Genomic DNA, 24669 nt, shown 5'->3' with positions numbered 1-24669 from the left:
CATGACCCGGTCGGGTCGTGTCCATTCGGCCAAGTCTTAGTTGGCGTTATCGTCATCCATAACCGGGGCGACATCAAGCTGGCCCTGGGTGGCATCCAGCGTGGCCTGCAAATTGTCCTGCACGCTATGCATCACATCACTGGCAGACCAGATAGCCGGAATGCCATACGTCACTGCCAGGCTGGCCGCACCGTTAGCCGGATCCTGCTCGGCAATCACCAGTCCCGCGGCCTGTACCAGCCAGGGCAGCCATGCGGGCTCCACCTGATCGACAACCACGATATCGCCGGGCTGGATCTTGTTAAGGCACCAGGCGCTGCACACCCGCCGAATCGGTCCTTCCACAGACCCGTTGACCAGTGGCAACCCGCGTAACAGCGGGCTGAGCCGCTGACCGCCACCGAAACCGTAACCCACCTGATCCATCTTCCAGTCTGGCGCACCTTGCAGTCCGTCATCCAGATAGCGGAGTTTGCGGTCGCCGATGACCTCTCTGCCCGCACTGGCTGGCAACTTTTGCCCCATCCAGAGCTGCCAGAGCTCATCGAAATACAGGAAATAGATATCGTCGGGGTGCTGCAGCATGCCCTGCTCCACCGCGATGGCACCCATGGATCGCAGCAGATGCCGCAGCCGATTACCGATAGCAAAACGCAGCCCGCGGGCCGTGCGCGCCATACGCAGCGCATTGGCGTCCTGCTCGCGAGGTTGCGCCAGCTGTGCGTCGCTGACCACGCCCGGTTGCTGCAAGCCATTCAGGGTAGCGGCCTGGGCCGGGCCTTCATTTAGCGGCGCGTGTACCGGATCGGCGCCAGGGCGCAGCGCGGTATGGCGCACCGACTCAACATCCCCCAGAGCCAGCGCTTGAACCGCCTGCAGTTCAGCAGGCGTAACCAGCAACGGTAACGGCAACGGTGCGCCATAGCCTGGCAAGGCATCCGCAAGGGTCAGATAAGCAAGTTCGCCGTCGACTCGGCTCAGTGCCTCACCCATGGCATCCAGTCGCATAAACGCACGCCACAGCCCTTCACGGGTCACGTCCGGTTCTTTCCAGTGGCGAATATCCAGAGACAACTGCGTCAGCGCCCAACGGTGGCGCCATTGGGTAACGGTGTTGCCAAGGCGCGAACGCGAACGCACCGCCTTTGCGTCATCGTGAATTTCCAGCTGCTGCCAGGCCGGCGGCACAAAACGGCCAGCCCCCTTGTGCTGCTTCTGAAGCTCGCGGAAAAAAGCACAATTCGTGTAGATATGGCTGTGCTGGCGTCGGTACGGCTCGATCTTGGCCAAACGGCTCCACCCGGCCTGTTCGACCAGCGGTTCCCAGAAAGCCGCTTTCAGCCAGCGACCCGCGAGGGTGTACCACAGTGGCGTTTCTACCTGGTTGAACAGACCCACGCCGGCTCGCCGCGTCCAGGCTTCCTTAGGTTCAGGAAGTGAGCCCACCGGCAACGTCTGCAGCAACCACAACTGCTCACCATCGAAAACCCACTCACCGGCCTGGGGTCGATCAAAGTTTTGTTTGAGCTGGGTATGAAGTTGGCACAGCAAGGTTTCATCCACCCGCTGACTCAGTGGCACCGCGGACTGCGTCGCATGCACCAGTCGGCTGTTGTCGTCAAAAATCAGCCGTTGACGCTCATTGCTGCCATCCACCATCCCTTCCACCACCATGTGTGGCAGGTCCTGGCGTAACGGATGACGGGTAAACAGCACGCCAGCCGCCTGTTGTCGCGGTAGCGCTTGAATCACCACGTGCTCCGGGCCCGGCTCGCGGTCAAAAATGCTTTGCAATGCCGCCGCCAGGGATTCGTCGGAATCCAGGTTCAACAAACTTTCGCGGCGGGAATCCGGGTTCATGGGCCCCTGCTGAAGGACCCAATAACGGTTATCGGTAAACATGCGCGGCAAGGCGCGCAATTGTTGGGTCAACGACGCGGCAGAACTCTCTGCCACCACGCTGCGATCAATACGCCAGCTGGGCGGGATTGGCAACCCCATGGCTGCCCAGCGTTGCAGATTTTCGCCACCCTCAACATCGGCAGTCAGTACTTCAATGCTCATGAGCCGTTTCTTATTGGTCGAAATTGGTCTGTTATGTACGCGAACGGTGTTATAGCCGCAAACCCGGCGCAAACCGTCGCACACCCCACAGGCCCAGCCAGTAGATGGCTGGCGTGAGCAGCAATGCCCCCAGAGCGATCACCGCCGCGATCCCGCCAAACAATACCGGTGCCTTCATCAGCGTACTCATCAGTGAGTCCTGCCAATAAAAAAACCATTGATGGTCAGCGGGGAAAATCCATAGATGAAACTGATAGAAAACCTGGGTCGGGCCGGCAATCAGCAACCACGCTAACACAGCCCCCACAGTGAAAACAGTAATGCCAAGCCGCCACCGCATGGGTGGTGGCTTGAGCCAGACGCAAAGCCAGGCAAGCGGCAACCAAAGCGCCAGCAACACCCAGAAAACCACGCGGCCCACATCGATAAAATCGGCCACATCCTGAAGGTGCTGCACTTCAGCCTTGTGCAGTAACGGGCGGGCTATTTTCCCGGGCGGCTGGTACTGAATATCCGTCAATCCCGCGCCGCCGTTATGCACGGCATCACGTATTTGCTCAAACGCCTTCCAGTGCTGCTCGGCGGGCAATTGTTCAAACCCGGATTTAAAGCGATTCTGAGGTCCATAAATTTGTATATGTTCGGCAATGTCGAGCTGCTGATACCAGAAGCGGTAGCCATAGCTCGACTGGCTGTACAGTGCCCAACACAATGTCACTGCCAGTAAAACGACAATGGCAGCATAAAAAAACCACACGAAAGTGGCAGTGGTCTGGCTTGGTTGAACCGTTTTTTTCATAACACCCTCACAGTAATAACAGAATAATAAACAGAGGACGTAGCCACATGCGACCGCTCTTCATGTCCATGGCCCTGTTGGCGGGCTTTTTTGTGTTATCGGGTTGTACCACCACCCTGCCTCAAACCCATTCGCCGCGCACGACCCAGGCGCAGAAACAGGATTATTACCAGGTTCGCATCCCTACCCGGGATGGCAAAAAACTGGCAGCCACCGTGTACCAGCCTGAGCTTCAAGCCGGAGAAAACGCTCCACTGATTATTGCCACGCACGGCTTTGGCGGCTTCCGCGCAAAGCGGCCCATGTCGATTTACGGAAAATCCATCCTCACCGGCGAAGCGGCCATTGCCGCATGGAAGGCCGGCTATTGGGTGGTGTTCTACGATCAGCGGGGCTGGGGCCAGTCCGACGGCCGAGTGCACATGATGGACCCGGACTATGAAGTGGCGGACCTGAGCAACGTGATCGACTGGTCTCTGGGGCACCTTCCTGGCGTCAAACGCATGCCAGACGGCCAACCTGCCATCGGCATGATTGGCGAATCCTACGGTGCCGGCTTACAAACGCTAGCCGCGTTCACCGAGCCGCGATTGCAGGCGCTGGTGCCACTCACCGGTTGGCACGACATGAACAGCATCGCCCCGAACGGCGAGTTCCGCAGTGCCTGGGGGGCCGTTTTGCTGGGCGTAGGTGGCATTAACAGCGGCTTTGATGTGGGAGTGATGTTTTCAGACCCGTGGCGAAGCGCCTTTGATGGCACCGTCAATCAGGATCTCAAAGACCTGATGTATCAACGCAGCCCCGCCGCCTTTTGCGATCAGGGCCAAGCCCCCCAAGCCGACGCCCTGTTCATTCAGGGATTCACCGACACCATGTTTCCGTTCCAGCAGGCCGAACGTAATTACGATTGTTGGCAGGAGCAGGGCCGCGATGCCCGCATTATCGGCATGCAAGCCGGTCACGTGATGCCCTGGCCCATGCAGCAATGGCGCGGCTGGTTGCCTTTCTACCAGACCGATCACATGGTGCACTGCGGCGATTACAGCGAAACCGCGGTGGATACCATCATGAACTGGTGGGATGAAAAGCTGCGGGATGGCGAAAAACAGGTGCCGCAGTATTGCGTTAATGTTACCGAGGATCGGGGCATCGCCCTGGAGGAAGGCCTTCCAATCAATAGCACTCAGTATGTGCTACCTCGCACCAAGGTTACCGTACCATTGGCCGGTGCGTTTGAATGGCTGATGGTGGGCGTGGATACCGGCACGGACCTGTTCCGTGCCATGTGGCCTGGGGCCGACCTGCGTGATATGAAGCCCAATGGCGGCTTTGGTCGTCCGAAATTCGTGCCCATGTATATCGCCCGCGGGGATGATGAAGTGCTGCTCGGCAAGCCGCACATTGATCTCAGCCTGGGTGGCACTTCCGGCGGGGACAGCATGCCCGTTTTTGTGGGCCTCGGCATTCAGCACGCCAACCGCCGTCGGGTCCATGTGGCCAGCGAACAGCTGACTCCCCTGCCGGAAAAAGGCATTTATGAACTGGAATTGCCTGCGGTTAGCCAGCCGCTGAAAGCCGGCGACCGTATCGGGTTGGTGATCTACGGATTTACCAGCCAGTTTCCGCTGAACTCTGCGTTTATCGCACGCAATGCCAGCGTCAAAGGGAATGTCTGGTTACCAATCACCCGTGAAGAGGTTCTCTCGCTGAAACCGGATCGGTCATTCTGATACCGGCTCATTGACTGCGTAGGGCACAGCAGCACTGCGCTGCTGTGCAAACGCCCCCGCCTCGATGCCATGCAGGCCTTCGTCAAAATACAGGCTGACGGTAAAACGCAATTCCTGCGGCTCCGGCCAACCTTGCAGGGAATACCCCAGATTAGGCAGCTGGCCTGTGAACTGCTCCGGTTCAACCCGCAGCGCACGATCGTCTTCATAGATCAGCTTTACCGGCGTATCCAGTAACTCGTCCGGTACGGTCATGGCCGTCAGCAGGGAAAATTGCTTGCGGCTGTCAAAGAGAATCCAGTTTTCATTCATGCTCAGTGACTGGTTCGCAAAGATCTCATCCGCATCATCCAGTTTGCCGTCCACGGTCACCGGCGTATCCGCAAAACGCGCGGTATAAACCCGCGCGCCGATCTGCGCATTGCCGTCCACGGTCACCGCCACTTCCGGATCCTTGAGGGTAGCGCGATACAGATCCGGGATGCGGGCAAAGGTGTGCGCTTCGTAATGGGCGGCATAGCGCATGGCTTGCACCTGAATCGTCATCACCGGAATACCGGCAAGCACTACCTTGGTACGCAAATGCATCACCGACCGGATCGGGCCCAGCAAATGCCCCACCTGCTTGGGGCGCAGGTTGTGGTTATCCAGGGACATCCGGGTAAAGCGAGAAAGCACCCCGGCGCTCATGCGCATTTTCAGGGTATCGATTATGGAGCCGTCACCCTGATAACCCTGATAGCCGAGATAGAGCCAGTTGAGTTCATTTTCCGGCTCCACGTTCAGTTCATAAAGCGCCGTACGCGTCTTGCCGTTATCGATGTCGTGGGCGACGTAGTAATTCTGGCTGCGCTGGCTGTTACCTTCAACCAGATAGAAATGGCAACGTTTCGCCACTTCCACATCGGCGACAATGGCACCCTGGGCTGGGCGAAGCGTGGCTGGCGCCTGCGGGCCTGCATCAGTAAGCATCATCAGCAGCTGATCTGCCGTATCCAAATGCCCGGCGTCCCCGGCCATGGAGAATTCACTTCCTTCAAACCACACCATGCCATGCTCATCCCGCTCATCGAACTGATAAGCCACTGGCACAAAGCGTCCCTGTTCAACGCGCATAACGGAAAGCGCGTTCAGCGCTTTACCCTGAACGCCAGGAAAATCCTGCCCGGAAAGTTTAACAACCCGGCCGCGATCCAGAGGGTCAAATCGGCACTCACCATGGGCAGTCAGTGCTGGAATAAAAAGGCCAAGCGCCAGAAACAGGCGTAGGGTCATAGTAATGGCTGCTACCTGGTTGTTTATTCTTGTTTGCCGGCTACTTCTGCAGCGTCGCTCGCACCGTGGCAGTCCCAGACTTCTCACCCGGTGTCATTTCCAGATTGGTCAACTGCACACCCTCTTGCTGGAGGGATTGCAGCCAGAGCATCGTTTGTGAGGCCGCCTGATTTTCCATCTGAATACGTACCGCGCGATTGCCGTCGGGGGAAAACCCTTTCAGGGTCAGACCAAACTGGTCCGCGCTGCGGCTCACGTTGCCGGTCCAGTTTCCGGTGGGACGCGCTGGTGACGAATCGCCACGCCGGGCCGCAATAACCGCGCTGCGGTTATCCTGAATCCACTGCAGTGTTTGTTGATTGGAAACAAAGCGATTCTTTGCCTGATCCCGCGCTGCCACCGAAGGCGCCCAAATCAACCAGTACAGCACCACCAGAAACGCCACCGCTGCCAACACCTGAAGAATACGTTGCTCTCGGGGCTCACGGCTTTCGTACCAGTTCACTGCCTGGTCGCGCCGGTGTGCGGCCAGTTTTTTCAGTTCTGCCGTATTACTCATCCTGGCTGCTCCACCTTGATACGGGCGCTAACGCCTTGGGCACCATTGCGGTAGTTGGCAATTGAGGCTCTCGCGCCCTGTTTTTTTAACGCATTCTGAAGCTGTTCCAGCTGGGCGTAATCCTTGGCGCCCACGTCCAGCAGCAGCGTATTGTCACGCTGGTCATACTGCAGCCGCTTAGGCTCAACCTTGATCTCTTTCAGCACCTGGGCCACCGGCGCCAGAAGCGGGAAAAAACGAGCCTGCCCGCCTTCACTACTACCGCCCAGGCGGGCAAGACGCCCCTGAAACTGCCGACTCAGGGCAGTGGTGGCCTTGTCACCGGGAAACAGCTGCTCGTAAAGGGTTTTCGCATCGGCAAAAGCCGCATGTGAAGCCTGATCATAGCGCCACTGCTGTACCCAGATTGCCACCAGCGCCAGCACAAACACGGACGCGGCCAGAATACTGACGGGTTTCCAGGGCGCAAACGCCGTGTTGTTGCCCTTTTTCTGCTTCGGGGCATACGGCCCGGTGAGCAGTTCCTGGCCCGACCCGCTTCGCAAGGCATCCACAAACGTCGAGGTGCCGGACAGAACGGTAGCGCCCGCCAGGCTGTCACCAAATAACGCCTGCATGCCGTCTCGCTGGTCGGCATCCACCACCAGGCAACGATCTCGATCGGCCATCAATAGCGCTTGCCCGCCATCCAGTTCGGCAATCAGTGGTGCCTGGCCCTGAAGCCGCTCGGCGTCCACCTGAAGCGAGCCCAGTACGGCCCCCTGTTCCGCCGCCCACTGCTCTAGCTGCACAATCAACTCGCGGGCAATGGCGGTCACTTCGTAGTCATCCCCTGCCCCTTTGCGGGAGACAAACCAGAGCGACTCCGGGCTGTCCAGCATCTGTTCTTCCAACAGATACGGCAGCACACGCTGCAAATGGCGCGCCTGCTTGCGGGTCAGGGAGACATGGGTTAACCGGGCAAAGGCCACGCTGATAATGACATGGAGGGTCTGGCCGGCAGACTGTGCCAGCGCATCACGCAAGCTGATGGCCTGTACGTCATCGGCTGCGTTGCGCTGCAACAGCACCGGAATATCGAGATTCGGTTCCGTTCCCCCTGCACCGCTTAAATAAATCAGTGGAGCATCTGCCACGCTGTTGTGTCCTTTCGTTGTTATCTGCGTTGTTATATCTGCCTGTGCCGCCGGGTCAGTGTACCAAGGCGAGCGTCATTCCGCAGTGCCGTTACTGTACATTGCAACCACTGAGCACCCATCTACTGCGTATTGTAGAAGGGATTACACGCCGGTTCGAGCGGGGTCAGCAGCGGGCTAACCTGCCGGCTGAAGACATCCGTCGACGCCTCACTACCGCTGCCGCTGCGTCGACGTAAACGGCTCACCAGACGGCTTAACTGGCCATCAACTTCCACGTCCACCATCACCTGGAAATACTCACTGCTGACGCCCAAAAGATCGCTAACCTTCTGTTTTTCGTCGGCGCTGAGGGTACTCAAGGGCGCAATCTGCATCAGATCGCTTACTGTAGTAACCGGCTCTTCTTCACGAGCTTTGACAATCGCTTCGGCAACGCCAGTACCTGCTATCCCGCCCAGCACCGCGTCCAGCACCTGGGGCGGCGCAGTATTCACATTCAATGTCGTACCCAGCGGTAGCGCCGTAAATAGCCCCCAGACCATGCTGTCCTGGGGCTGATTGGCCACCTGAAAGCTGAGCAAAGCGCGCATTTCCGATTCATGGGCGGCCGGCATATTGGGAGTACGGCGATTTCGGTAATCCGCGTCTTCCGCCCCTTCGACGCCGTCCACAATATTATTGGAATCCAGCCAGTCGGCCATTTCGTTGGCTAACCGGGAAGCATCGGTTTCCTGGGGGAAGGTGAGCTCGATCAGCCGGGTCAATCGATCAATCGCCTCAGGATCGCGAACAAACGTATCGCCTTGGGCGGTAATCAACCAATTCAGATTGAAGCGGCCTTGCAGGTCCTGAACGCTGGCGCTGAGAAAGGCATCTTCATAGGGTGTAGGCGGCAACTGCACCGCCCACTGCTCTTCTACGCAGTCATCCACCAGGGCGTTATTGTTCTGATCATCCTGCAGATCATCCACTAACCCCTGCTGTGCAACCACCTCTGCGGCCATGGCATATTGGTAGCGCTTATCCCATTGCAGCAGGTTATCTGCACGGGTGAGGAAGCGATCCTGGCGAAACAGCACTTCCACGGTAATGGTGGTCAACAGGGCCAGTAGCAACAACACAATCACCAGTGCCATCCCGCGTTGCCCATGCGCGGCCCTATGACGCTTGCGCAGCCTCAGCTCCATGGGTTCACCACTGTGCGGTAGAAACGGTGCACGATGTCACCGTTTTCCAGTTCAATCTCCAGCTCGATACTCTTGGGCAGGCGCTGCTGCCACACGGGAACAGGCGCCATTGCCACATCCGGCCACAGTTCCAGCCATTGCCATTCCCCCTGCGGGGTCAAGTCAAGGTAACGGACCGTAAAGCGCTCCACGTGATCGATGAGCACATCTTCCTGATATTCCGTGGCCACGTTGGTGTCGAGCACGGGCCAGTAACGGCGTAACAAGGAGCCATCTTCAAGGGTGTACACCACCCGCTGCATCTCACTGCGTTTTCGCAGCCCAAAGGGGTTTGACCAGCCAAGGCGGGTGAATTCCACATAATTGTCCCGGCCTAAAATGGCCGGTTGCGGGTCGCCGTAGGGGTCACGAACCGGGCGATTGATCAGTTGCTCGAAATCCAGGGTCAGGAAAGTGACTGCCCGCTGAGTCCGCTCCATTTCATCCGCGCTATCTTTCAGCTGTTCACGGCCCTGCAGGGCACTGCCAAGGAAACTGGCCACGGCCACATAAATGAACGCAAAGATGGCGATGGTGATAACCATCTCCAGCAGCGTAAAGCCCCGTTGAGCAAAACGCCGAGACGCAAAGGAGCAATGAATATTCATCCTGATGCCGGCTTTCCAATCAAACTGGCCAAGTGATACGCCATTTGCCCCTGATCATCGTTCTGCATCATGCCGACCTCGATATCCACGCGCCGGGTGTCCGGATAGGGGCCCTCGCTGACACGGGTATTGACCCACCACTCGCGCCCGTTGCGGGTCACCGTGGCGTCAGATTCGCCAGTGGAGGGCCACTGCTGATATACCTGCATTTCAACCAGCTTGTCGGAGGCCACCAGAAAGCCCAAGTGGGTTTCATTGATGTTGGTATAGGCACGGGCGGTGGCACCCATGGTCTGACCAAGTACAATCATTACCAACGCCAGAATGGAGACAGCAATCAGCACTTCCACCAGGGTAAAGCCGCGCTGTTGTTTCATTCAGGCACTTCCTCGATCATCCGAGCACGCCGCTCCAGCCATTCTTGCTTTTCCTGCTGGTCGTCCTCGTCTTCTTCAAGGTCCGGGTCGGAAATCTGCCCCAGTGCCGATATTTGCCAGCGCTGCACGTACTCCAGATCGTCCTGGCTTTGCATGGTCAGGGTTACCGGAGACACTTCGCCACTGGGGAAAAAGAAAACCTGCGGGAATGCTTTTTCTTCCTCTTCTTCGGATTCATCATTCCGTGCCCGCTGCGGTTCACGTTCCTCATCGTCGCCGCCCACGACGTCTTCGCCCAGATCCAGCGAGGTGTCTTTTTTGACCAGGGTCTCGGCAACCTGGCTGAGACTCGCCTGCTCTTCATCGGCCAGCTCGTCCAGTTGCCACACCAGCTCCAGCGCCGGCGGAATCTGGCGCGGCTTCAGGGCGGTATCCTCGATGGGCAAAAAATCGGCGGCGGTGATGTCGTAGGCCAGAGGTTCCCAGCCATCGTGGCGAAGACGCAGCGCCAGCAGCTGACCGGAGAACAGGCTGCGTTCGTTAAGCAGCGCCAGGGTATCCTTGAGCCGGGCAGACTCCTGCTCCAGCTGCCGGTCATCGGATGTCCAGTTGCCCTGGCTGACGACCACCGCGCTGAGCAGCGCAATCAGCCCCACCACCACCATGATTTCCAGCAGGGTGAAGCCGGACTGGAGTGTACGGGGCAAACGCATGTTACTGGACTTCGCGCCAGTTAATGTCCGCGTCAGAACCTTCACCGCCTTCAACGCCATCGGCGCCCATGGACAGCAGATCAAACGGCCCTTCTACACCGGGGCTGATATAAACGTAATCGTTGTTCCATGCATCCAGGGGGACTTTGGGCAGGTAGCCACCATCCGGCCATTTGCGAGCCGAATTAGGACGTTCAACCAAGCCGTTAAGCCCTTCTTCACTGGTGGGGTAGCTGCCATTGTTGAACTTGTACAAATCCAGCTGCTGGACGATTTTGCCCATGTTGGCTTTGGTCAGATCCACCTTGGCGGCTTCGCCCTGCCCGATCACGTTGGGGACAATCACAGCAGCCAACAAACCAATAATGGCCACCACCACCATAATTTCCAGCAGGGTAAACCCTGACATGGCACGCTTTGCTTTCATTCCTTCACCTTAACCGGCTAGTAAGTTATTCATTTGCATAATCGGCAGCATGACCGACAGGACGATCATGACAACCACCCCCGCCATCACCAACAGCATGATCGGCCCGAGCAGCCCCACCATAGTACTGATCGTGCTACTCAATTCTCGTTCCTGATAATCCGCCGCCCGGGTCAACATATTATCTAGCTCACCACTGGCTTCGCCGCTGGCAATCATCTGTACCAGCATCGGCGGAAAGTAACCGCTGGCATCCAGGGCACGGCTGAGGCTGCCGCCTTCTCGCACTTTGGCGGCGGCGTTTTTTACCGCATTGCGAACCGCAAGGTTGCCCACCACCTGGGCGGCAATAAACAAGGCATCCACTAACGGTACCCCGGAGCGGCCGAGAATGCCCAGGGTGCTGGCCAACCGGGCACTGTCACCAGCACGTAGCATGGTGCCCACCAGCGGCATATTCACCAGCCGCTGGTGCACCCGCAAGCGGAAACGCGGGTCGCGCATGGCACGCATGAAGATCACCACAGCCACCACGATCAACAGCACCAGCAACCAACCCCAGCCACGGGCAAAATCACTCATGGCCATGACAATACGGGTGAGCAGCGGCAACGCCTGATCACGCCCTTCAAACACGGCCACCAACTTGGGCACCACGAAGGTCATCATCAGCATGATAACGATGGAGGCAAACACCATGATAAAAGCGGGGTAAATCATCGCCTGGGCAACGGAACGGCCCGTGTCATGGCGGGTTTCCAGGTAATCCGCTAGCTGCTCAAGCACCTGCTCCAGGTGGCCACTCTGCTCACCCGCTGCCACGGTGGCACGGTACATTTCCGGGAACGCGCGGGGGAAGGACTCGAAACTGCGGGCCAGGCTGTAGCCCTCGCGGACCTTGGCTCGCACCGCAAGCATGATGCGTTCGATGCGATCATTGGCGGCCTGCTTGGAAACCGCAGACAGAGCCTGCTCCACAGGTAGGCCGGATTTCAGCAACGTGGCCAGTTGGCGGGTAATCAGCGCCTGTTCGGCGCCATTGATCTTGCCGGAACCGGCGAACCTGCCCATACCCTGGCTGCTGGTATCGCTGGCTTCGTTGACTTCAAGCGGCACCCAGCCCTTGTCACGAAGCTGCTGGCGCACTTGGCGGGCACTGTCTGCTTCCAGTGTGCCTTTGTTGATTTTGCCCCTGTGGTCCAGGGATCGGTATTCGAATGCTGGCATGCGGCTGCTGTCCCGTCAGTCCTCGCGGGTCACCCGCAGGACCTCTTCTACACTGGTATGTCCGCCGAGCACTTTTCGCCAGCCATCCTCACGGATGCCGCTGGTCAGTGTCCGGGCGTGGCGGTTGAGCTCCAGCTCACCGGCGCGGTCGTGGATCAATTGGCGCAAGGTGTCATCCACCAACACCAGTTCGTAGATCCCGGTACGGCCCCGGTACCCCTGATTATTACAGGCTTCACAGCCATTAGGGTGGTACAGCGTACAACTTTCATTGGCCGGGAGGCCCAGCATTTCCAGTTCGCTGGCACTGGCCTGATACGGGTTTTTGCAGTCCTCACAAAGCACTCTCACCAACCGTTGAGCCAGTGAGCCCAGCAAGGAGCTGGAGAGCAAAAATGGCTCGATGCCCATATCCTGCAAGCGGGTCACTGCGCCCACCGCTGTGTTGGTATGCAAAGTAGACAGTACAAGGTGGCCGGTCAGCGAGGCCTGAACCGCAATTTCGGCGGTCTCCAGATCCCGGATCTCCCCCACCATTACCACATCCGGATCCTGGCGGAGTATCGCGCGCAGGCCGCGGGCAAAGGTCATGTCCACCTTGGTGTTGACCTGGGTTTGGCCAATGCCTTCCAGCTGATATTCGATGGGATCTTCCACCGTTAGAATATTACGGGTGCTGTCGTTCAATTCGGTCAGCGACGCATAAAGCGTGGTGGTTTTACCGGAGCCCGTTGGCCCGGTGACCAGAATAATGCCGTGGGGCTTGTGGATCAGCTCGCGCATATGCGCATCACAGGTGTCGCCCATACCCAGATGGGATACCTGCAATCGCCCTGCCTGCTTGTCCAGCAGCCGCAGTACAACCCGCTCGCCATTACTGGCGGGCATGGTGGACACCCGCACATCTACATCCCGGCCACCAATGCGCAAGGAAATCCGGCCATCCTGGGGGATCCGTTTTTCAGCGATATCCATCCGCGACATCACCTTGATCCGCGATACCAGCAATGGTGCCAGCTCCCGTTTCGGCGTCAGCACTTCACGGAGCACGCCATCCACCCGCATGCGCACCACCAGGCGACGCTCGAAGGTTTCAATATGAATATCCGACGCATCCTCGCGAATGGCTTCCTGCAGCAAGGCATTGATTAACCGGATAATGGGGGCGTCATCTTCCTGTTCCAGCAGATCGGAGGTTTCCGGCAAGGCATCTGCCAAACTGGCCAGGTCGAGCCCTTCCAGATCATCCGCCGCTTCAGCGGCAGCGCCGCGCTGCTGTTCATAGGTAATCGCCATGGCCGCAGTGAAGGCGGTGTCGTCCATGGGCACCAGACGTGGCAGGCGACCAATGTGGCGCTGCACTTCACCCAACGCGGCTACGGAAACATCCTGCCGGTGGCACAGCTCTTTATGGCCATCGCGCTCACGCAACAGAACCCCAAAACGCCGCGCGAAGCCGTAAGGCAGCAGCGAAGGTGGAAGCTCCATATTGTCCAGCGTCTCCAGGTGCTCAGTCATAGCTCAATATTTTTCCATTAGGTTCTCGACCACATCCCGGGTGATCGGGTTCAACGTCTGAAACTGGAAACCCACCTGATATTCACCAGGCGCATCCAGGGTTTCAGCCCAGACCACCCGGGCGTCGAAACTGACCGTATTCACCCCGGCTATCTGGTCGGGAAGCACCATACCCAGCTGCAATTCTTCGCCATGGGGGAGTTCCCGGCGGGAAAACAGCTTGAAGCCGTCCACGCTCAGATTCATCAAGCGCCCCACGTTACCACCAGTACTGCGATCAAACACTACCATCTCACGGAACAGTTTCTTGCGCGGGTTTCGACGGTGGTCGCGGGCGCTGTCCTTAACGCCGTTTTCGTCATCGGCAGAACGCAGTACCACCACCACGCCAGTAAAGGTGCCTGAATCATCGGTAATGGCATTGGCGCGCACCGACAGAGCCAGCAACCCATCCTGGTCTGCCGTGTACAAGCTGTGTTCGTTTTTCCAGCTTTCGCCCTGTATACAGGCACTGCGCAATGGAGAGTCATCCCAGCTCCAGCGGAGCTTGCCGGCATCATCGTTGAAGAGCATGTCAGCGAGATCACGGCCCACCAGCGCATCACGGCTCTGGCGCAACAGGGCACAGGCGGCTTCGTTACAAAAGGTGACCCTGCCTTCGGCATTGGCGCCAATCAGGGCTTCGCCCAAGGCATGCAACAACCGTTCGTTTTCATCCTTGAGCCGTTTCATTTGCACCACGGCCTTCTGCAATTTCCGCCGCTGACGATCCAGCTCCAGGAAAACGCTGACCTTGGCTTCCAGTATTTTCTGGTCGATGGGTTTAAAAAGGTAATCCACAGCGCCACATTCGTAGCCCTTGAAGACGTACTTCTGCTCTTTTGAAATCGCCGTGACGAAAATAATTGGGATATGGCGCGTTTTCTTGTTCTTGCGCATGAGTTCAGCCACTTCGAACCCATCCATCTCTGGCATCTGCACATCCAGCAGCACCAGCGCAAAATCATGTTTTAGAGCTAGGGATAACGCCTCATTACCAGATTGAGCCATGACCAGATTGCGGCCGTCGGCATCCAGAATCGCTTCAAGTGCGATCAGGTTTTCCCTGTGATCATCCACAACCAAAATGTTTTGTTTCATAGGCTTACTACCCTGCAACCTGTTCCGCCAAAAAGGGCCCGATTGCCTCAAGATCGAGTACCCTGGAAATCGCACCTGTTGTTATTGCCGCTTCGGGCATTACGGGTGCTTCCGAGCTCACCGGTGATTGGGCGATGGTGACTCCGCCTCTTCGGTGTATATATTCCATGCCTGCCGCGCCGTCTTCATTGGCCCCTGTGAGGATCACTCCCAGCAGGTGACGGCCATAAACCGCGCCGGCAGAGTAAAACAGTTCGTCTATTGCCGGCCGGGAAAAGAGTACAGGCCTTCCTGTAGAGAAAGCCAGTGTCTGATCCTCTTCCACCAACATATGGTAGCCCGGCGGGGCCACATAAACGTGCCCGTCGAGGATGGGCTCCTTGTCTTCCGGGGCAATCACCGGCAGCGCACAATAGCGGGCCAGCAGCCACGGCATGCGGTTATCCGCGCTGGCATGCTGGTGTTGCACCAGCATGATCGGCAACGGGAAATCCGCAGGAAGCGCTGACAGGATACGCGTATAGGCATTCAGCCCACCCCATGACGCGCCCATTACGATTGCCCTGACTGCTCCCTTGCAAGTGTTCACGATGAGTGGCCGCTGCCCTCCTCGCCCCGCGTCTTGCCAGCTTCATAGGCTGCGCGGTGTGCCTGGGCTTCTTTGAGCTTGGCCTGCAGTTCTCGGCGCTGTTTGTCCAAACCCAGGAAGAAATCCACTTTGCTCTTGAGGATCAACGGGTCCAGTGGCTTGAAAAGGTAATCCACCGCCCCAGCCTGGTACCCTTTAAAGACGTACTTCTTTTCCTTGCTAATCGCCGTCACGAAGATAATAGGAATGGTCTGGGTGTCCTTGCGCTGACGCATCAGCTCGGCCACTTCAAAACCGTCCATGCCTGGCATCTGCACATCCAGCAGCACCAGGGAAATATCTTCCTTAAGCAGAATTTTCAGCGCCTCCTGGCCGGAGTGGGCTTTCAGGAGGGTGCGGTCCTCACCTTCGAGGACAGCCTCAAGCGACACCAGGTTGGCCGGCTGATCATCCACCAATAGCAGTTTCTGCTCAATCATCGGTTGTCTCTAATCATGCGTGGTGTGGAAACTGTCGCTTGCGAAAAATTCGCAACGACTTGTTGATAACATCGAACGCGTCTTCCTGGCCGCTGAACCGCAGGCTTTCCTTGGTTCCCAGGCATAGGTAGCCGCCCATATCCAGGCTCTCGCTGAACAGCCTGATCACCCGCTCCTGCAGGGGTCGATCAAAGTAGATCAATACATTTCGGCACAGGATAACGTGCATTTCACCAAAAACCTGGTCAGTGGCCAGGTCGTGATCGGCAAAAACGATATTGCGTTTCAGGCGTTGCTCCATGATCACGCTGTCATAACGTGCAGTGAAATAATCAGACAGGGAGTGCTTGCCGCCGGCGCGGCGGTAGTTGTCACCATACTGTTTGACCGCTTCAATGGAGTAAATGCCCTTTTTGGCCGAGGCCAATACATTCTTGTCGATGTCCGTGGCGTAAATCATGGCCCGGTCGTACAACCCTTCTTCTTCCAGCAAAATCGCCATGGAGTAGATTTCTTCGCCGGTCGAACAGCCGGCGTGCCAAATCTTTATGAAGGGGAAGGTCTTCAAAACCGGCACCACTTCTTCGCGAAAGGCACGGTAAAAATCCGGGTCTCGGTACATCTCCGTCACATTCACGGTCAGGTCGTTGAGCAACGTGACGAAAAATGGCCGGTCGCGCAGGACCTTGTCAGTCATTTCCATGATCGATGCAAAGCCTGACATGGTCAGGCGATGCATAATCCGCCGGCGCATCGACGCGCGGCTATAGAACCGAAAGTCGTAGCCGTACATCTGGTAAATCGCCTCCAGCAACAGGCGAATTTCGATGTCCTCGACACTGACTTCGTCATCGTCGATGGGGTATGTTTCAGCCATAACGCTATTCCGCCACGGTTCTTGTCTTTATAAAGTGACTGCGGGCACGTTTTGCGCCCACTACTTATGCAGCCAGACCCGTAGCAACGAGGTGAGCTTTGCCATATCAATGGGCTTGGAGCAGTAATCATTGGCACCGGCGTCGATACACTTCGCCCGGTCATCCTTCATGGCCTTGGCCGTCAGCGCCAGCATCGGCAGCTTGCTGAAACGGGCCTGTTCACGAATCCGCCCCATGGCTTCGTAGCCATCCATTTCCGGCATCATGATATCCATCAGCACAATATCGATGGATGGGTTGTCATCCAGTGATTCCAGGGCCTCTCGACCATTGTTGGCAATACTGATAGCAAAACCCAGCTCTTCCAGCTGAGCTGATAGCGCATAGATATTGCGCATGTCGTCGTCCACCAGCAGCAATTGCTTGCCTTCAAAAATGTCATCGCGATGCTCAATGGATTCTGCTGTCGGGCGACGATTGGCCGGCAAGGTGGATTCCAGCCAGTGCAGGAACAGGGACGCTTCATTGAGCAACCGCTCGTGTGAGCGCTCCGTCTTGAGGATGATGCGGTCCGCATACTTGCGCAGTTTCGCTTCTTCTTCGCGGGTCATGTCCTTGCCGGTATAGACCACCACGGGAACACTGTCGTAGTCGTCGCTGGCATGGAGTTTTTCCAGCAGCTCGAAACCGCTCATGTCCGGCAACGTCAAATCCAGGATCATGCAGTCGAACACGGTATTCTGCAGGGCATCCAGCGCTTGCAGACCACTGGTGGCGGCCGTAATCTCCACCCCTTTCTGATCAAACAACTCGCGAATGCTTTCGTGCTGGATTTCGCTGTCTTCCACCACCAGAAGCCGGCGCACATTGGTTTCGATGGCTCCCTCGATCTTGGCAAAAGCAGAAAGGATATCGTCCTGGTTGGCCGGCTTGGTCATAAAGTCCAGCGCACCCAGCTCCAGCGCCTTCTTGCGCTCATCACGCCCGGACAGGAAGTGCACAGGAATATCCTGAGTACGCGGGTCCGCCTTCAGCTTTTCCATCACTTCCCAGCCATCGATGCCCGGCAGCCCGATATCCAGAATAATGGCACTGGGGCGGTAATGGCTGGCGTATTCCAGCCCATCTTCACCGTCGTGGCAGATATGCCCTTCCAGGCCGTAATCGGAAGCCAGCTCCACCAGCACCCGAGCAAACTCTTCATCGTCCTCAACAATCAGCACGGTCTTCTCGCGGACCACAAAATCGTCGCCCCCGGTATCCAGCGGTGTCATCGACGCCGTATGCGCCTCGGCATTGCTACCAATACCTTCATCGGCATGGCCGGCAGCGGCATTATTGATTTCCAGCGCATCGGCACTACCGACAGGCAGGTAGAGCATAAAGGTGGAACCCTGCCCCTCGCCGTCGCTATACAGGCCGATCTCCCCGCCCAGCAATCGTGCCAGTTCACGGGAAATGGTCAGCCCCAGACCGGTGCCGCCGTATTTGCGACTGGTCGTGCCATCCGCCTGCTGGAAGGCCTCAAAAATCAACTTCTGCTTTTCATCCGCAATCCCGGTACCGGTATCGATCACCGCAAACTTCAGCGTCTGCCCCGGCACCAGGTGGCGGGACGGCAAGGCTTCGGAGGCATCCGGTTGCGTAATGCTCAGAGTCACCGAGCCTTGCTCGGTGAACTTCAGTGCATTGGAAAGCAGGTTCTTAATGATTTGTTCAAGACGCTGACGGTCCGTGTAGAAGTGTTCAGGCAACGTATCGCCAAGCTCGACCTTGAAATCCAGGTTGCGGCTTTCGGCCACGTGGGCGAAGTTGCGACGGAAGTGCTCTACGATTTCCGGCGGAGACAAATCGTCAATGATGACATCCATCTTGCCCTCCTCGATCTTGGAAATATCGAGGATGTCATTAATCAGGCTAAGCAGATCCGCACCGGCGGAGTGGATGACCTGGGCGTGCTCGACTTGCTTCTCTTCCAGGTTGCCGCGTTTGTTCTGCCCCAGGGCATTGGAGAGAATCAGAATCGAGTTGAGCGGCGTGCGTAGTTCATGACTCATGGTGGACAGGAATTCGGACTTGTAGCGGGAAGACATCTCCAGCTCGCGAATCTTGTCTTCCAGTTCATGGCGTAGCAGCTCAAGCTCGTCATTCTTCTGGGCCATTTCTGATTTCTGTTCAGTGAGCATGCGCGCCTGGGCTTCAAGCTCTTCATTGGTAACGCGCAATTCTTCCTGCTGGGCCTGCAAGCTTTCTTCCGAAGCTCGCAGCGCCTGAGTCTGCGACTCCAGTTCTTCGTTAATGGCTTTCAATTCTTCCTGCTGGTGTTGCAGGCGAGATTCGGACGCAGACAACTCCATGGCCTGCTCTTCCAGATCCTCGTTGGCCTGGGCCATTTCCGTTTTTTGCCGCTCCAGGGCATCGGCCTGGGACTGTGTCTGCTCCAGCATGAGAGCAAGACGGAAACGGCTTTGCGCGCTGTGCAACGACACGGAAATGACGGCCACACATTGCTCCATGAATGCCAAGTCGTCATTGCTGAAGTCGCGAAACGCGCCTATTTCCAGCACCCCTTTCACTTCGTCTTCATGGACAATGGGCATCACCATCACATTGCGTGGCTGGCCGGCTCCGGTGCCGGACGCAATGCTGATGTAATCATCCGGAACCTGCTCCAGCAGAATGCTCTTGCGCTCCAGGGCGCATTGCCCCACCAGGGATTCACCCAGACGGAATTCATTGGCCAGATGTTTGCGCCGCTGCATGGCATAGGAGCTGCTCAGGCTGAGCATCTGCGTATCCGGGTCATAGCTATAAAATGCGCCCACTTGCGCCTCAACAACCGGCACCAGGAAGCTCAGCATGTTGTTGCCCAGCTGCTCGAAGCCCATCTCTCCGCGCATGCGGTTATTCAGTTCGGCCAGATGGTTCTTCACCGTTTCCTGCCGACGATCTTCCGTATGGCGAGCCACCAGGGCATCGCGCATCTTACGAATGGCATGCAACAGGTGGCCGGTCTCATCCCGACCCCCTTTCTCAATACGGGTATCCCACTTGCCATTGGCAATATTGTCTGCCGCGTCCACAGCTCCTTCCAGCGGCAGCGTAATGGCCCGGGTAACACGTAAAGCGATCAGCGCCAACAAGGTAAAGGCGACCAGCCCCAGGAACAGCCCGATTTTTTGTGTGCCAAGATTGTCCGCACGGCTATTGTTGAGAGTCTCGCGGAACGCTTCATAGCGCTGTTTCTCGAACGCTTTCTGATTGCTCTCGTAGGTGTCCTGCAGCTCTCTCACATCTGCAATACGCTGGTACAGGTCCTCCGAGGTGCCGTTATTGGTAATTAGATTACGGGCCAGTGCGGTGGCTCCGTTGATATACGCGGTAAAATTGCGGCGTAATTCTTCCACGCCAGCAGAAAGTGTTGGGTCGGTGCGGCGAATGTCCGCCAGCCGTTGCTCGAAGGCCGACGCCCTGGACTGCGCTTCTTCAAGCAAATCCGGGTCAGCTTGGGTAATCGCCGCGATGTAGGACTCGCTGATGGCGATAAAATCCACATTGTTGGCGTTGATCAATTCCAGAACAGGAAAGTCCTGGCTCTCAATCCGTTTGAGATGATCGATATTGGTTTCGGCAATATAGAAGCTGTAGGCCGCATAGACCACAAACAGCACAATCCCCAGCCCGGCTACAGACAAAATCTTAAGCCGCACGGACAGGTTCTGGAACCAGTTCATTCAGATAGCCCTCATGCCTTTTCCGGCTTGTTGTTATCCAGGCCCACTACAGGGCTAAGACTAAAGTGTGAGGCTACCAGAAATTGACAGAAAGCGGCAATAAATCACATGAATACCGCAGGCTAGAAAGTTGATTTTTCAGGGATAAAATCAGACCAACCGACAAAGAAAAAGCAATAAAATGCAGTGATCGAACACAAACCGCATGTCGTTCAATGACTTGAGGTAGGTAGCGCAGTGGGTGATAAATCCGAATCAAGCAGTTTGGCTGTGGCTGAGCCACACGACAAAAAAGAAGGAGAAATTGGTGCGGGTAGCCGGACTTGAACCGGCATGACCTAATGGCCGACAGATTTTAAGTCTGTTGTGTCTACCAATTTCACCATACCCGCAGGAAGATCATCGTACGTGTTATGCGTGGAATAAAAATGAGATGGGCTAAGCGGCTGTTTTTACTTGTCTTTCTATCGAGATGATGACACATGATTGTGCCTGTCACCTCATCGACCGTATGGGTCGGTAATTGGAGGCGCGGGTCGGAATCGAACCGGCGTTAACGGAGTTGCAGTCCGCTGCATGACCACTCTGCCACCGCGCCATTTAACTGTATTACCAAGAAAAAACCTCGGCATAACCGAGGCTTTCAAAATCTTGGAGCGGGAAACGAGATTCGAACTCGCGACCCCAACCTTGGCAAGGTTGTGCTCTACCAGCTGAGCTATTCCCGCTTTTTTCTGCAACGCAGACATGCTGCGTTGCGGGAAAGAATTCTACTCATCACCCCTCGGGTGTCAACCCGACACCGGGTGTTTTTTCTGACTTTTCAGGACTTTGACTGACTTTTGAGCAATTGCGGCGCTGCAGCACGAAGATACGAGCCCATGGACCACAGAGTGAATGCCGTAGCCAGGTACAGCAAACCATAGCTGAGCCACAGCCACGGATTCATAATAATGTCGCCGTCCGCTGTAAAGGTCGGTTTTTGTGCCAACAGCAAGGTAATCGCCGTCATCTGGGTCACGGTCTTGATCTTGCCCAGCTGGCTTACCGCCACTTTCGCCCGCTGGCCGAGTTCCGCCATCCATTCGCGCAATGCCGAGACCGTAATCTCCCGGGACACAATCACCATGGCCGGCACCGCCAACCAGGCAGTGGCGTGAATCTGCACTAGCATCACCAGCGCTACACCCACAATCAGCTTATCTGCCACCGGATCCAGGAAGGCGCCAAAAGGGCTGGTTTGATTGAGCTTGCGCGCCAGATAACCATCCAGCCAGTCAGTGATGCCCGCGGCCAGAAATAACAAGGCGGCACACACATCACTCCAGTGAAACGGCAGGTAGAACACCAGCACCAGCACGGGAATTGCCAGCACCCGAATCAGGGTGAGGATGTTCGGCAAATTCAGGATGGGGTGCACTTTCTGCATAGGAGGGAACTACCGGCCATGAAAATAAGCCACCAGTATAGCGGAAAGCGAGCGGCGACTCATTTCTGATTTTAGATCAAAAACTGAACGCCCTATCGATGAAACCAGTCGTACAGCGTCTGCGCCATCTGATCATTGATTCCCGGCACCCGGGCCAGCTCGCTGGCTGAGGCATTGCGCATCTGCTTCAGCCCACCAAAGTGAGTCAACAACGCCTTGCGCCGCTTAGGTCCAATACCGGGAATCTCATCCAGTGTGGACTGTTTGCGGGCCTTGCCACGCCGGGCTCGATGCCCAGTCAGGGCAAACCGGTGCGCCTCATCGCGAACCTGTTGCAACAGATGCAACGCAGAGTCCGCCGGACCCGGAATCATTTCCTTCCCGCAAGGCAGATAGAGCGCTTCAAACCCAGGCCGGCGGCTGGGGCCCTTGCCGATCCCCATTACTCGCACCGTGGTTTGCAGGTCCAGCTCCTGAATGACCTTCCAGCCGCGCTGCATCTGCCCTTTACCGCCATCAATAAGCAAGAGATCGGGCAGCCTGCCCTCTTCCTTTAATACGCGCTGATAGCGGCGCCGGATTGCTTCTTCCAGTGCTTCATAATCATCCCCGGCTGCCGCAGGATTCACATTGAAATGCCGGTATTCCTGTTTTCGAGCACCTTGCTGGTCAAACACGACACAAGAAGCCACCGCTTTTTCGCCTTGCGTATGGCTGATATCAAAACACTCTATACGCCGTACCGGTTCACGGCTTTCCAGCAGCGTTTCCAGTGCCAGAAAGCGAGCCTCCATATGCTCGCGTGCGGCTAACTCCGAGGCCATGGACTGTTGGGCATTGGTCTGTGCCATGGTGATCCAGGCAGCACGATCACTGCGCACGCGCCAAGCTAGCCGGACTTTCTTGCCCCACTGACTTTCCAGTGCCTGCTGCAGCGCATCCGCGCCCGGAATATCCATGCTCAGCAATATTTCCTGCGGCTTAACCGGATCCTCCCGATCACCCAGGTAATACTGGGAGAGAAAAGCCTCCAAGATTTCGCTGCGATCTTCCTCGCCTCGGGTGTCCGGTCGGAAGGTACGGTGCCCCAGAATGCGGCCATCACGGATCATTAGCACCTCGATCACCGCCAGGCCATGGCGAGTTTCAATGGCGACCACATCCAGGTCGCCCTGCCCCGTTTCCGCGTACTGCTTTTGCTGCACAGATTGAATGGCGGCCAGCTGGTCCCGCAGTATCGCGGCTTTTTCAAATTCCAGCGCCAGCGAGGCTGCCTCCATATCCACACTGAGTTGCTCAACCACTTCCCGACTGCGTCCATCCAGAAAGTCCGCTGCCATCTTCACCTGGCGCGCATAATGTTCTTCGCTCACCAACCCCACGCACGGTGCCGTACACCGATTGATCTGGTGCTGGAGACACGGGCGGGTGCGATTACGGAAATAGCTATCGCTGCAATTACGTACCTGGAACACTTTTTCGATCAACGACAGGGCTTCGCGCACCGCGCCGCCACTGGGATACGGGCCAAAGTACTGGCTCCCAGCCCGACGCGTGCCGCGATGAAAGGTGACGCGGGGGAAACGGTCGGAGCGGGTAATACGAATGTACGGGTAGGATTTGTCGTCGCGCAGAAGGATGTTGTAAGGCGGTTTCAATTCCTTGATCAGTGACTGCTCCAGCAGCAGCGCCTCCGCTTCACTGCCGGTCACCGTCGTCTGGATATCGCGAATTTTCCCGACCAGTGCCCGGGTTTTCACGCTCGACACATTTTTCTGGAAATAACTGTTAAGGCGCGCCTGAAGGTTGCGCGCCTTGCCCACATACAAAACATCACCGCCGGCGTCCAGCATGCGATAGACACCGGGTTTGCGGGCACAGTGGTCAAGGAAATGCTTAGCGTCGAAATCGGGCAAGGAGGACATCTCAAAACAGGTTGGCAAACAGAAAGTGTATCAGCCCTGCCTAGATGATTTCCCCCTGTGACGAACCGATAATCAGGGAGCTGTATTTTCTACCGCATCAAGCATGCCGTGGCGCACGGCCAGTAACGCCATTTCCACATCGCTGGTCACGCCCAGCTTGTCAAAAATGCGGTACCGGTAGGTATTCACCGTTTTCGGTGACAGGCAAAGCTTGTCCGCCACATCCTGCACCTTGTGGCAGTTCACGATCATCATCATTATCTGCAGTTCGCGCTCGGACAACATATCCAGCAGCGAGCCTTCGTCACCGGTATAGGGCTTGAGCGCCATGGCCTGAGCAATTTCCGGGCTGATATAACGCTGCCCAGTGGCCACTACCTTTATAGCCCGGACCATTTCTTCCAAGTCGGCACCCTTGGTCATGTAACCGGCGGCACCGGCTTTCATCAGGCGGGACGGAAACGGCTCTTCTTCACACATGGTGACAGCGATAACGCGGATACCCTCATCAACGCGCAACAATTTACGGGTAGCTTCCAGGCCGCCAATTCCCGGCATTTTCAGATCCATCAACACCACTTCCGGTGTCAGTTCTCTGGCCATTTGCACGGCCATCTCACCTGAATTTGCCTCGCCGACAACCCGCAAACCATCCACTTCGTCCAGCATGCGAGCAATGCCCGTACGGACCAGATCATGGTCATCCACTACCAATACTTTGATCATTAACTGCTCCCCCCGGGTAGTTCCTTTACCCGTTAGTGTTCTGTTTTTGTTTGCTTGTAAACATAATGGTACCGCTTGTACACAGGCATGCATAGGACACCGTTATC

At 56.8% G+C, this 24669-nt stretch carries 21 protein-coding genes and 3 tRNA genes; 1 reads left to right on the top strand and 23 read right to left on the bottom strand.

The window, feature by feature from the left end; all coding sequences use genetic code 11:
• Nucleotides 1–36 precede the first annotated feature (36 nt).
• Nucleotides 37–2064: a PEP-utilizing enzyme gene (locus tag ABNH18_RS08430; protein ID WP_349382392.1), complete on the bottom strand. Its 2028-nt coding sequence runs from the start codon at nucleotides 2062–2064 to the stop codon at nucleotides 37–39.
• A 49-nt stretch (nucleotides 2065–2113) separates the two neighbouring features.
• Nucleotides 2114–2863: a lipoprotein intramolecular transacylase Lit gene (locus ABNH18_RS08425; RefSeq protein WP_349382391.1), complete on the bottom strand. Its 750-nt coding sequence runs from the start codon at nucleotides 2861–2863 to the stop codon at nucleotides 2114–2116.
• Nucleotides 2864–2910: 47 nt separating this feature from the next.
• Here ABNH18_RS08425 and ABNH18_RS08420 point away from each other — a divergent pair, with 47 nt between their 5' ends.
• A complete protein-coding gene (locus ABNH18_RS08420) occupies nucleotides 2911–4593 on the top strand; it encodes a CocE/NonD family hydrolase (protein ID WP_349382390.1) in 1683 nt (560 codons plus the stop codon).
• Here ABNH18_RS08420 and ABNH18_RS08415 read toward each other — a convergent pair.
• The 21 genes from ABNH18_RS08415 to uvrY form a co-directional block, all read right to left on the bottom strand.
• Nucleotides 4585–5868 (bottom strand): hypothetical protein, encoded by a 1284-nt coding sequence (locus tag ABNH18_RS08415; RefSeq protein WP_349382389.1) that lies wholly within the window; start codon nucleotides 5866–5868, stop codon nucleotides 4585–4587. The two genes, ABNH18_RS08420 and ABNH18_RS08415, sit on opposite strands and share 9 nt — an antisense overlap.
• A 40-nt stretch (nucleotides 5869–5908) precedes the next feature.
• Nucleotides 5909–6427, bottom strand: coding sequence for a type II secretion system protein M (locus ABNH18_RS08410; RefSeq protein ID WP_349382388.1), 519 nt, complete (start codon nucleotides 6425–6427; stop codon nucleotides 5909–5911).
• Nucleotides 6424–7563, bottom strand: coding sequence for a type II secretion system protein GspL (gspL, locus tag ABNH18_RS08405; RefSeq protein ID WP_349382387.1), 1140 nt, complete (start codon nucleotides 7561–7563; stop codon nucleotides 6424–6426). Before gspL ends, ABNH18_RS08410 begins: the two co-directional genes overlap by 4 nt.
• A 122-nt stretch (nucleotides 7564–7685) precedes the next feature.
• Entirely contained in the window at nucleotides 7686–8702 is a 1017-nt protein-coding gene (gene gspK / locus ABNH18_RS08400) for a type II secretion system minor pseudopilin GspK (RefSeq protein ID WP_349382386.1), read from the bottom strand.
• Between the two features lie 41 nt (nucleotides 8703–8743).
• On the bottom strand, nucleotides 8744–9400 hold the full coding sequence (gene gspJ / locus ABNH18_RS08395; RefSeq protein ID WP_349382385.1) for a type II secretion system minor pseudopilin GspJ: 657 nt from the start codon (nucleotides 9398–9400) through the stop codon (nucleotides 8744–8746).
• Nucleotides 9397–9777: a type II secretion system minor pseudopilin GspI gene (gspI, locus tag ABNH18_RS08390; protein ID WP_349382384.1), complete on the bottom strand. Its 381-nt coding sequence runs from the start codon at nucleotides 9775–9777 to the stop codon at nucleotides 9397–9399. The genes gspJ and gspI overlap by 4 nt, the downstream gene beginning before the upstream one ends.
• Nucleotides 9774–10490 carry a type II secretion system minor pseudopilin GspH gene (gene gspH / locus ABNH18_RS08385; RefSeq protein WP_349382383.1) on the bottom strand — a complete coding sequence of 239 codons (717 nt, stop codon included), beginning with the start codon at nucleotides 10488–10490 and terminating at the stop codon, nucleotides 9774–9776. Before gspH ends, gspI begins: the two co-directional genes overlap by 4 nt.
• A gap of 1 nt (nucleotide 10491) precedes the next feature.
• Nucleotides 10492–10917: a type II secretion system major pseudopilin GspG gene (gene gspG / locus ABNH18_RS08380; protein WP_349382382.1), complete on the bottom strand. Its 426-nt coding sequence runs from the start codon at nucleotides 10915–10917 to the stop codon at nucleotides 10492–10494.
• Between the two features lie 9 nt (nucleotides 10918–10926).
• Nucleotides 10927–12144, bottom strand: coding sequence for a type II secretion system inner membrane protein GspF (gene gspF, locus ABNH18_RS08375; RefSeq protein ID WP_349382381.1), 1218 nt, complete (start codon nucleotides 12142–12144; stop codon nucleotides 10927–10929).
• A gap of 15 nt (nucleotides 12145–12159) precedes the next feature.
• Nucleotides 12160–13662 (bottom strand): type II secretion system ATPase GspE, encoded by a 1503-nt coding sequence (gene gspE, locus ABNH18_RS08370; protein ID WP_349382380.1) that lies wholly within the window; start codon nucleotides 13660–13662, stop codon nucleotides 12160–12162.
• Nucleotides 13663–13665: 3 nt separating this feature from the next.
• Nucleotides 13666–14802 carry a response regulator gene (locus ABNH18_RS08365; RefSeq protein WP_349382379.1) on the bottom strand — a complete coding sequence of 379 codons (1137 nt, stop codon included), beginning with the start codon at nucleotides 14800–14802 and terminating at the stop codon, nucleotides 13666–13668.
• Between the two features lie 7 nt (nucleotides 14803–14809).
• On the bottom strand, nucleotides 14810–15355 hold the full coding sequence (locus ABNH18_RS08360) for a chemotaxis protein CheB (RefSeq protein ID WP_349382378.1): 546 nt from the start codon (nucleotides 15353–15355) through the stop codon (nucleotides 14810–14812).
• Between the two features lie 32 nt (nucleotides 15356–15387).
• Entirely contained in the window at nucleotides 15388–15870 is a 483-nt protein-coding gene (locus ABNH18_RS08355; protein WP_349382377.1) for a response regulator, read from the bottom strand.
• A 13-nt stretch (nucleotides 15871–15883) separates the two neighbouring features.
• Entirely contained in the window at nucleotides 15884–16747 is an 864-nt protein-coding gene (locus tag ABNH18_RS08350) for a CheR family methyltransferase (RefSeq protein WP_349382376.1), read from the bottom strand.
• A gap of 60 nt (nucleotides 16748–16807) precedes the next feature.
• Nucleotides 16808–20482 carry a response regulator gene (locus tag ABNH18_RS08345; RefSeq protein ID WP_349382375.1) on the bottom strand — a complete coding sequence of 1225 codons (3675 nt, stop codon included), beginning with the start codon at nucleotides 20480–20482 and terminating at the stop codon, nucleotides 16808–16810.
• Between the two features lie 305 nt (nucleotides 20483–20787).
• Nucleotides 20788–20874: transfer RNA gene (locus ABNH18_RS08340), tRNA-Leu, on the bottom strand.
• Nucleotides 20875–21006: 132 nt separating this feature from the next.
• Nucleotides 21007–21080: transfer RNA gene (locus tag ABNH18_RS08335), tRNA-Cys, on the bottom strand.
• A 54-nt stretch (nucleotides 21081–21134) separates the two neighbouring features.
• Nucleotides 21135–21210 (bottom strand) — tRNA-Gly (locus ABNH18_RS08330).
• A gap of 95 nt (nucleotides 21211–21305) precedes the next feature.
• Nucleotides 21306–21911 (bottom strand): CDP-diacylglycerol--glycerol-3-phosphate 3-phosphatidyltransferase, encoded by a 606-nt coding sequence (pgsA, locus tag ABNH18_RS08325; RefSeq protein ID WP_349382374.1) that lies wholly within the window; start codon nucleotides 21909–21911, stop codon nucleotides 21306–21308.
• A gap of 92 nt (nucleotides 21912–22003) precedes the next feature.
• Nucleotides 22004–23836 (bottom strand): excinuclease ABC subunit UvrC, encoded by a 1833-nt coding sequence (gene uvrC, locus ABNH18_RS08320; RefSeq protein WP_349382373.1) that lies wholly within the window; start codon nucleotides 23834–23836, stop codon nucleotides 22004–22006.
• 72 nt (nucleotides 23837–23908) lie between these two features.
• Nucleotides 23909–24562 carry a UvrY/SirA/GacA family response regulator transcription factor gene (uvrY, locus tag ABNH18_RS08315; protein WP_349382372.1) on the bottom strand — a complete coding sequence of 218 codons (654 nt, stop codon included), beginning with the start codon at nucleotides 24560–24562 and terminating at the stop codon, nucleotides 23909–23911.
• Between the last annotated feature and the right edge of the window lie 107 nt (nucleotides 24563–24669).

The sequence above is a fragment of the Alcanivorax sp. genome, assembly GCF_040118815.1.
GTDB lineage: Bacteria > Pseudomonadota > Gammaproteobacteria > Pseudomonadales > Alcanivoracaceae > Alcanivorax.
This window is presented reverse-complemented; position numbering and strand designations above follow the sequence as displayed.

Coding starts and splice junctions, on each gene's coding strand:
- uvrY (WP_349382372.1), bottom strand. CDS start 24,562: ATGATCAAAGTATTGGTAGTGGATGACCATGATCTGGTCCGTACGGGC.
- gspE (WP_349382380.1), bottom strand. CDS start 13,662: ATGACTGAGCACCTGGAGACGCTGGACAATATGGAGCTTCCACCTTCG.
- gspI (WP_349382384.1), bottom strand. CDS start 9,777: ATGAAACAACAGCGCGGCTTTACCCTGGTGGAAGTGCTGATTGCTGTC.
- ABNH18_RS08425 (WP_349382391.1), bottom strand. CDS start 2,863: ATGAAAAAAACGGTTCAACCAAGCCAGACCACTGCCACTTTCGTGTGG.
- gspF (WP_349382381.1), bottom strand. CDS start 12,144: ATGCCAGCATTCGAATACCGATCCCTGGACCACAGGGGCAAAATCAAC.
- gspK (WP_349382386.1), bottom strand. CDS start 8,702: ATGGCACTGGTGATTGTGTTGTTGCTACTGGCCCTGTTGACCACCATT.
- ABNH18_RS08345 (WP_349382375.1), bottom strand. CDS start 20,482: ATGAACTGGTTCCAGAACCTGTCCGTGCGGCTTAAGATTTTGTCTGTA.
- ABNH18_RS08430 (WP_349382392.1), bottom strand. CDS start 2,064: ATGAGCATTGAAGTACTGACTGCCGATGTTGAGGGTGGCGAAAATCTG.
- pgsA (WP_349382374.1), bottom strand. CDS start 21,911: ATGCAGAAAGTGCACCCCATCCTGAATTTGCCGAACATCCTCACCCTG.
- ABNH18_RS08355 (WP_349382377.1), bottom strand. CDS start 15,870: ATGATTGAGCAGAAACTGCTATTGGTGGATGATCAGCCGGCCAACCTG.
- gspJ (WP_349382385.1), bottom strand. CDS start 9,400: ATGAATATTCATTGCTCCTTTGCGTCTCGGCGTTTTGCTCAACGGGGC.
- ABNH18_RS08415 (WP_349382389.1), bottom strand. CDS start 5,868: ATGACCCTACGCCTGTTTCTGGCGCTTGGCCTTTTTATTCCAGCACTG.
- ABNH18_RS08420 (WP_349382390.1), top strand. CDS start 2,911: ATGCGACCGCTCTTCATGTCCATGGCCCTGTTGGCGGGCTTTTTTGTG.
- ABNH18_RS08410 (WP_349382388.1), bottom strand. CDS start 6,427: ATGAGTAATACGGCAGAACTGAAAAAACTGGCCGCACACCGGCGCGAC.
- ABNH18_RS08350 (WP_349382376.1), bottom strand. CDS start 16,747: ATGGCTGAAACATACCCCATCGACGATGACGAAGTCAGTGTCGAGGAC.
- gspG (WP_349382382.1), bottom strand. CDS start 10,917: ATGAAAGCAAAGCGTGCCATGTCAGGGTTTACCCTGCTGGAAATTATG.
- ABNH18_RS08365 (WP_349382379.1), bottom strand. CDS start 14,802: ATGAAACAAAACATTTTGGTTGTGGATGATCACAGGGAAAACCTGATC.
- ABNH18_RS08360 (WP_349382378.1), bottom strand. CDS start 15,355: ATGGGCGCGTCATGGGGTGGGCTGAATGCCTATACGCGTATCCTGTCA.
- gspH (WP_349382383.1), bottom strand. CDS start 10,490: ATGCGTTTGCCCCGTACACTCCAGTCCGGCTTCACCCTGCTGGAAATC.
- uvrC (WP_349382373.1), bottom strand. CDS start 23,836: ATGTCCTCCTTGCCCGATTTCGACGCTAAGCATTTCCTTGACCACTGT.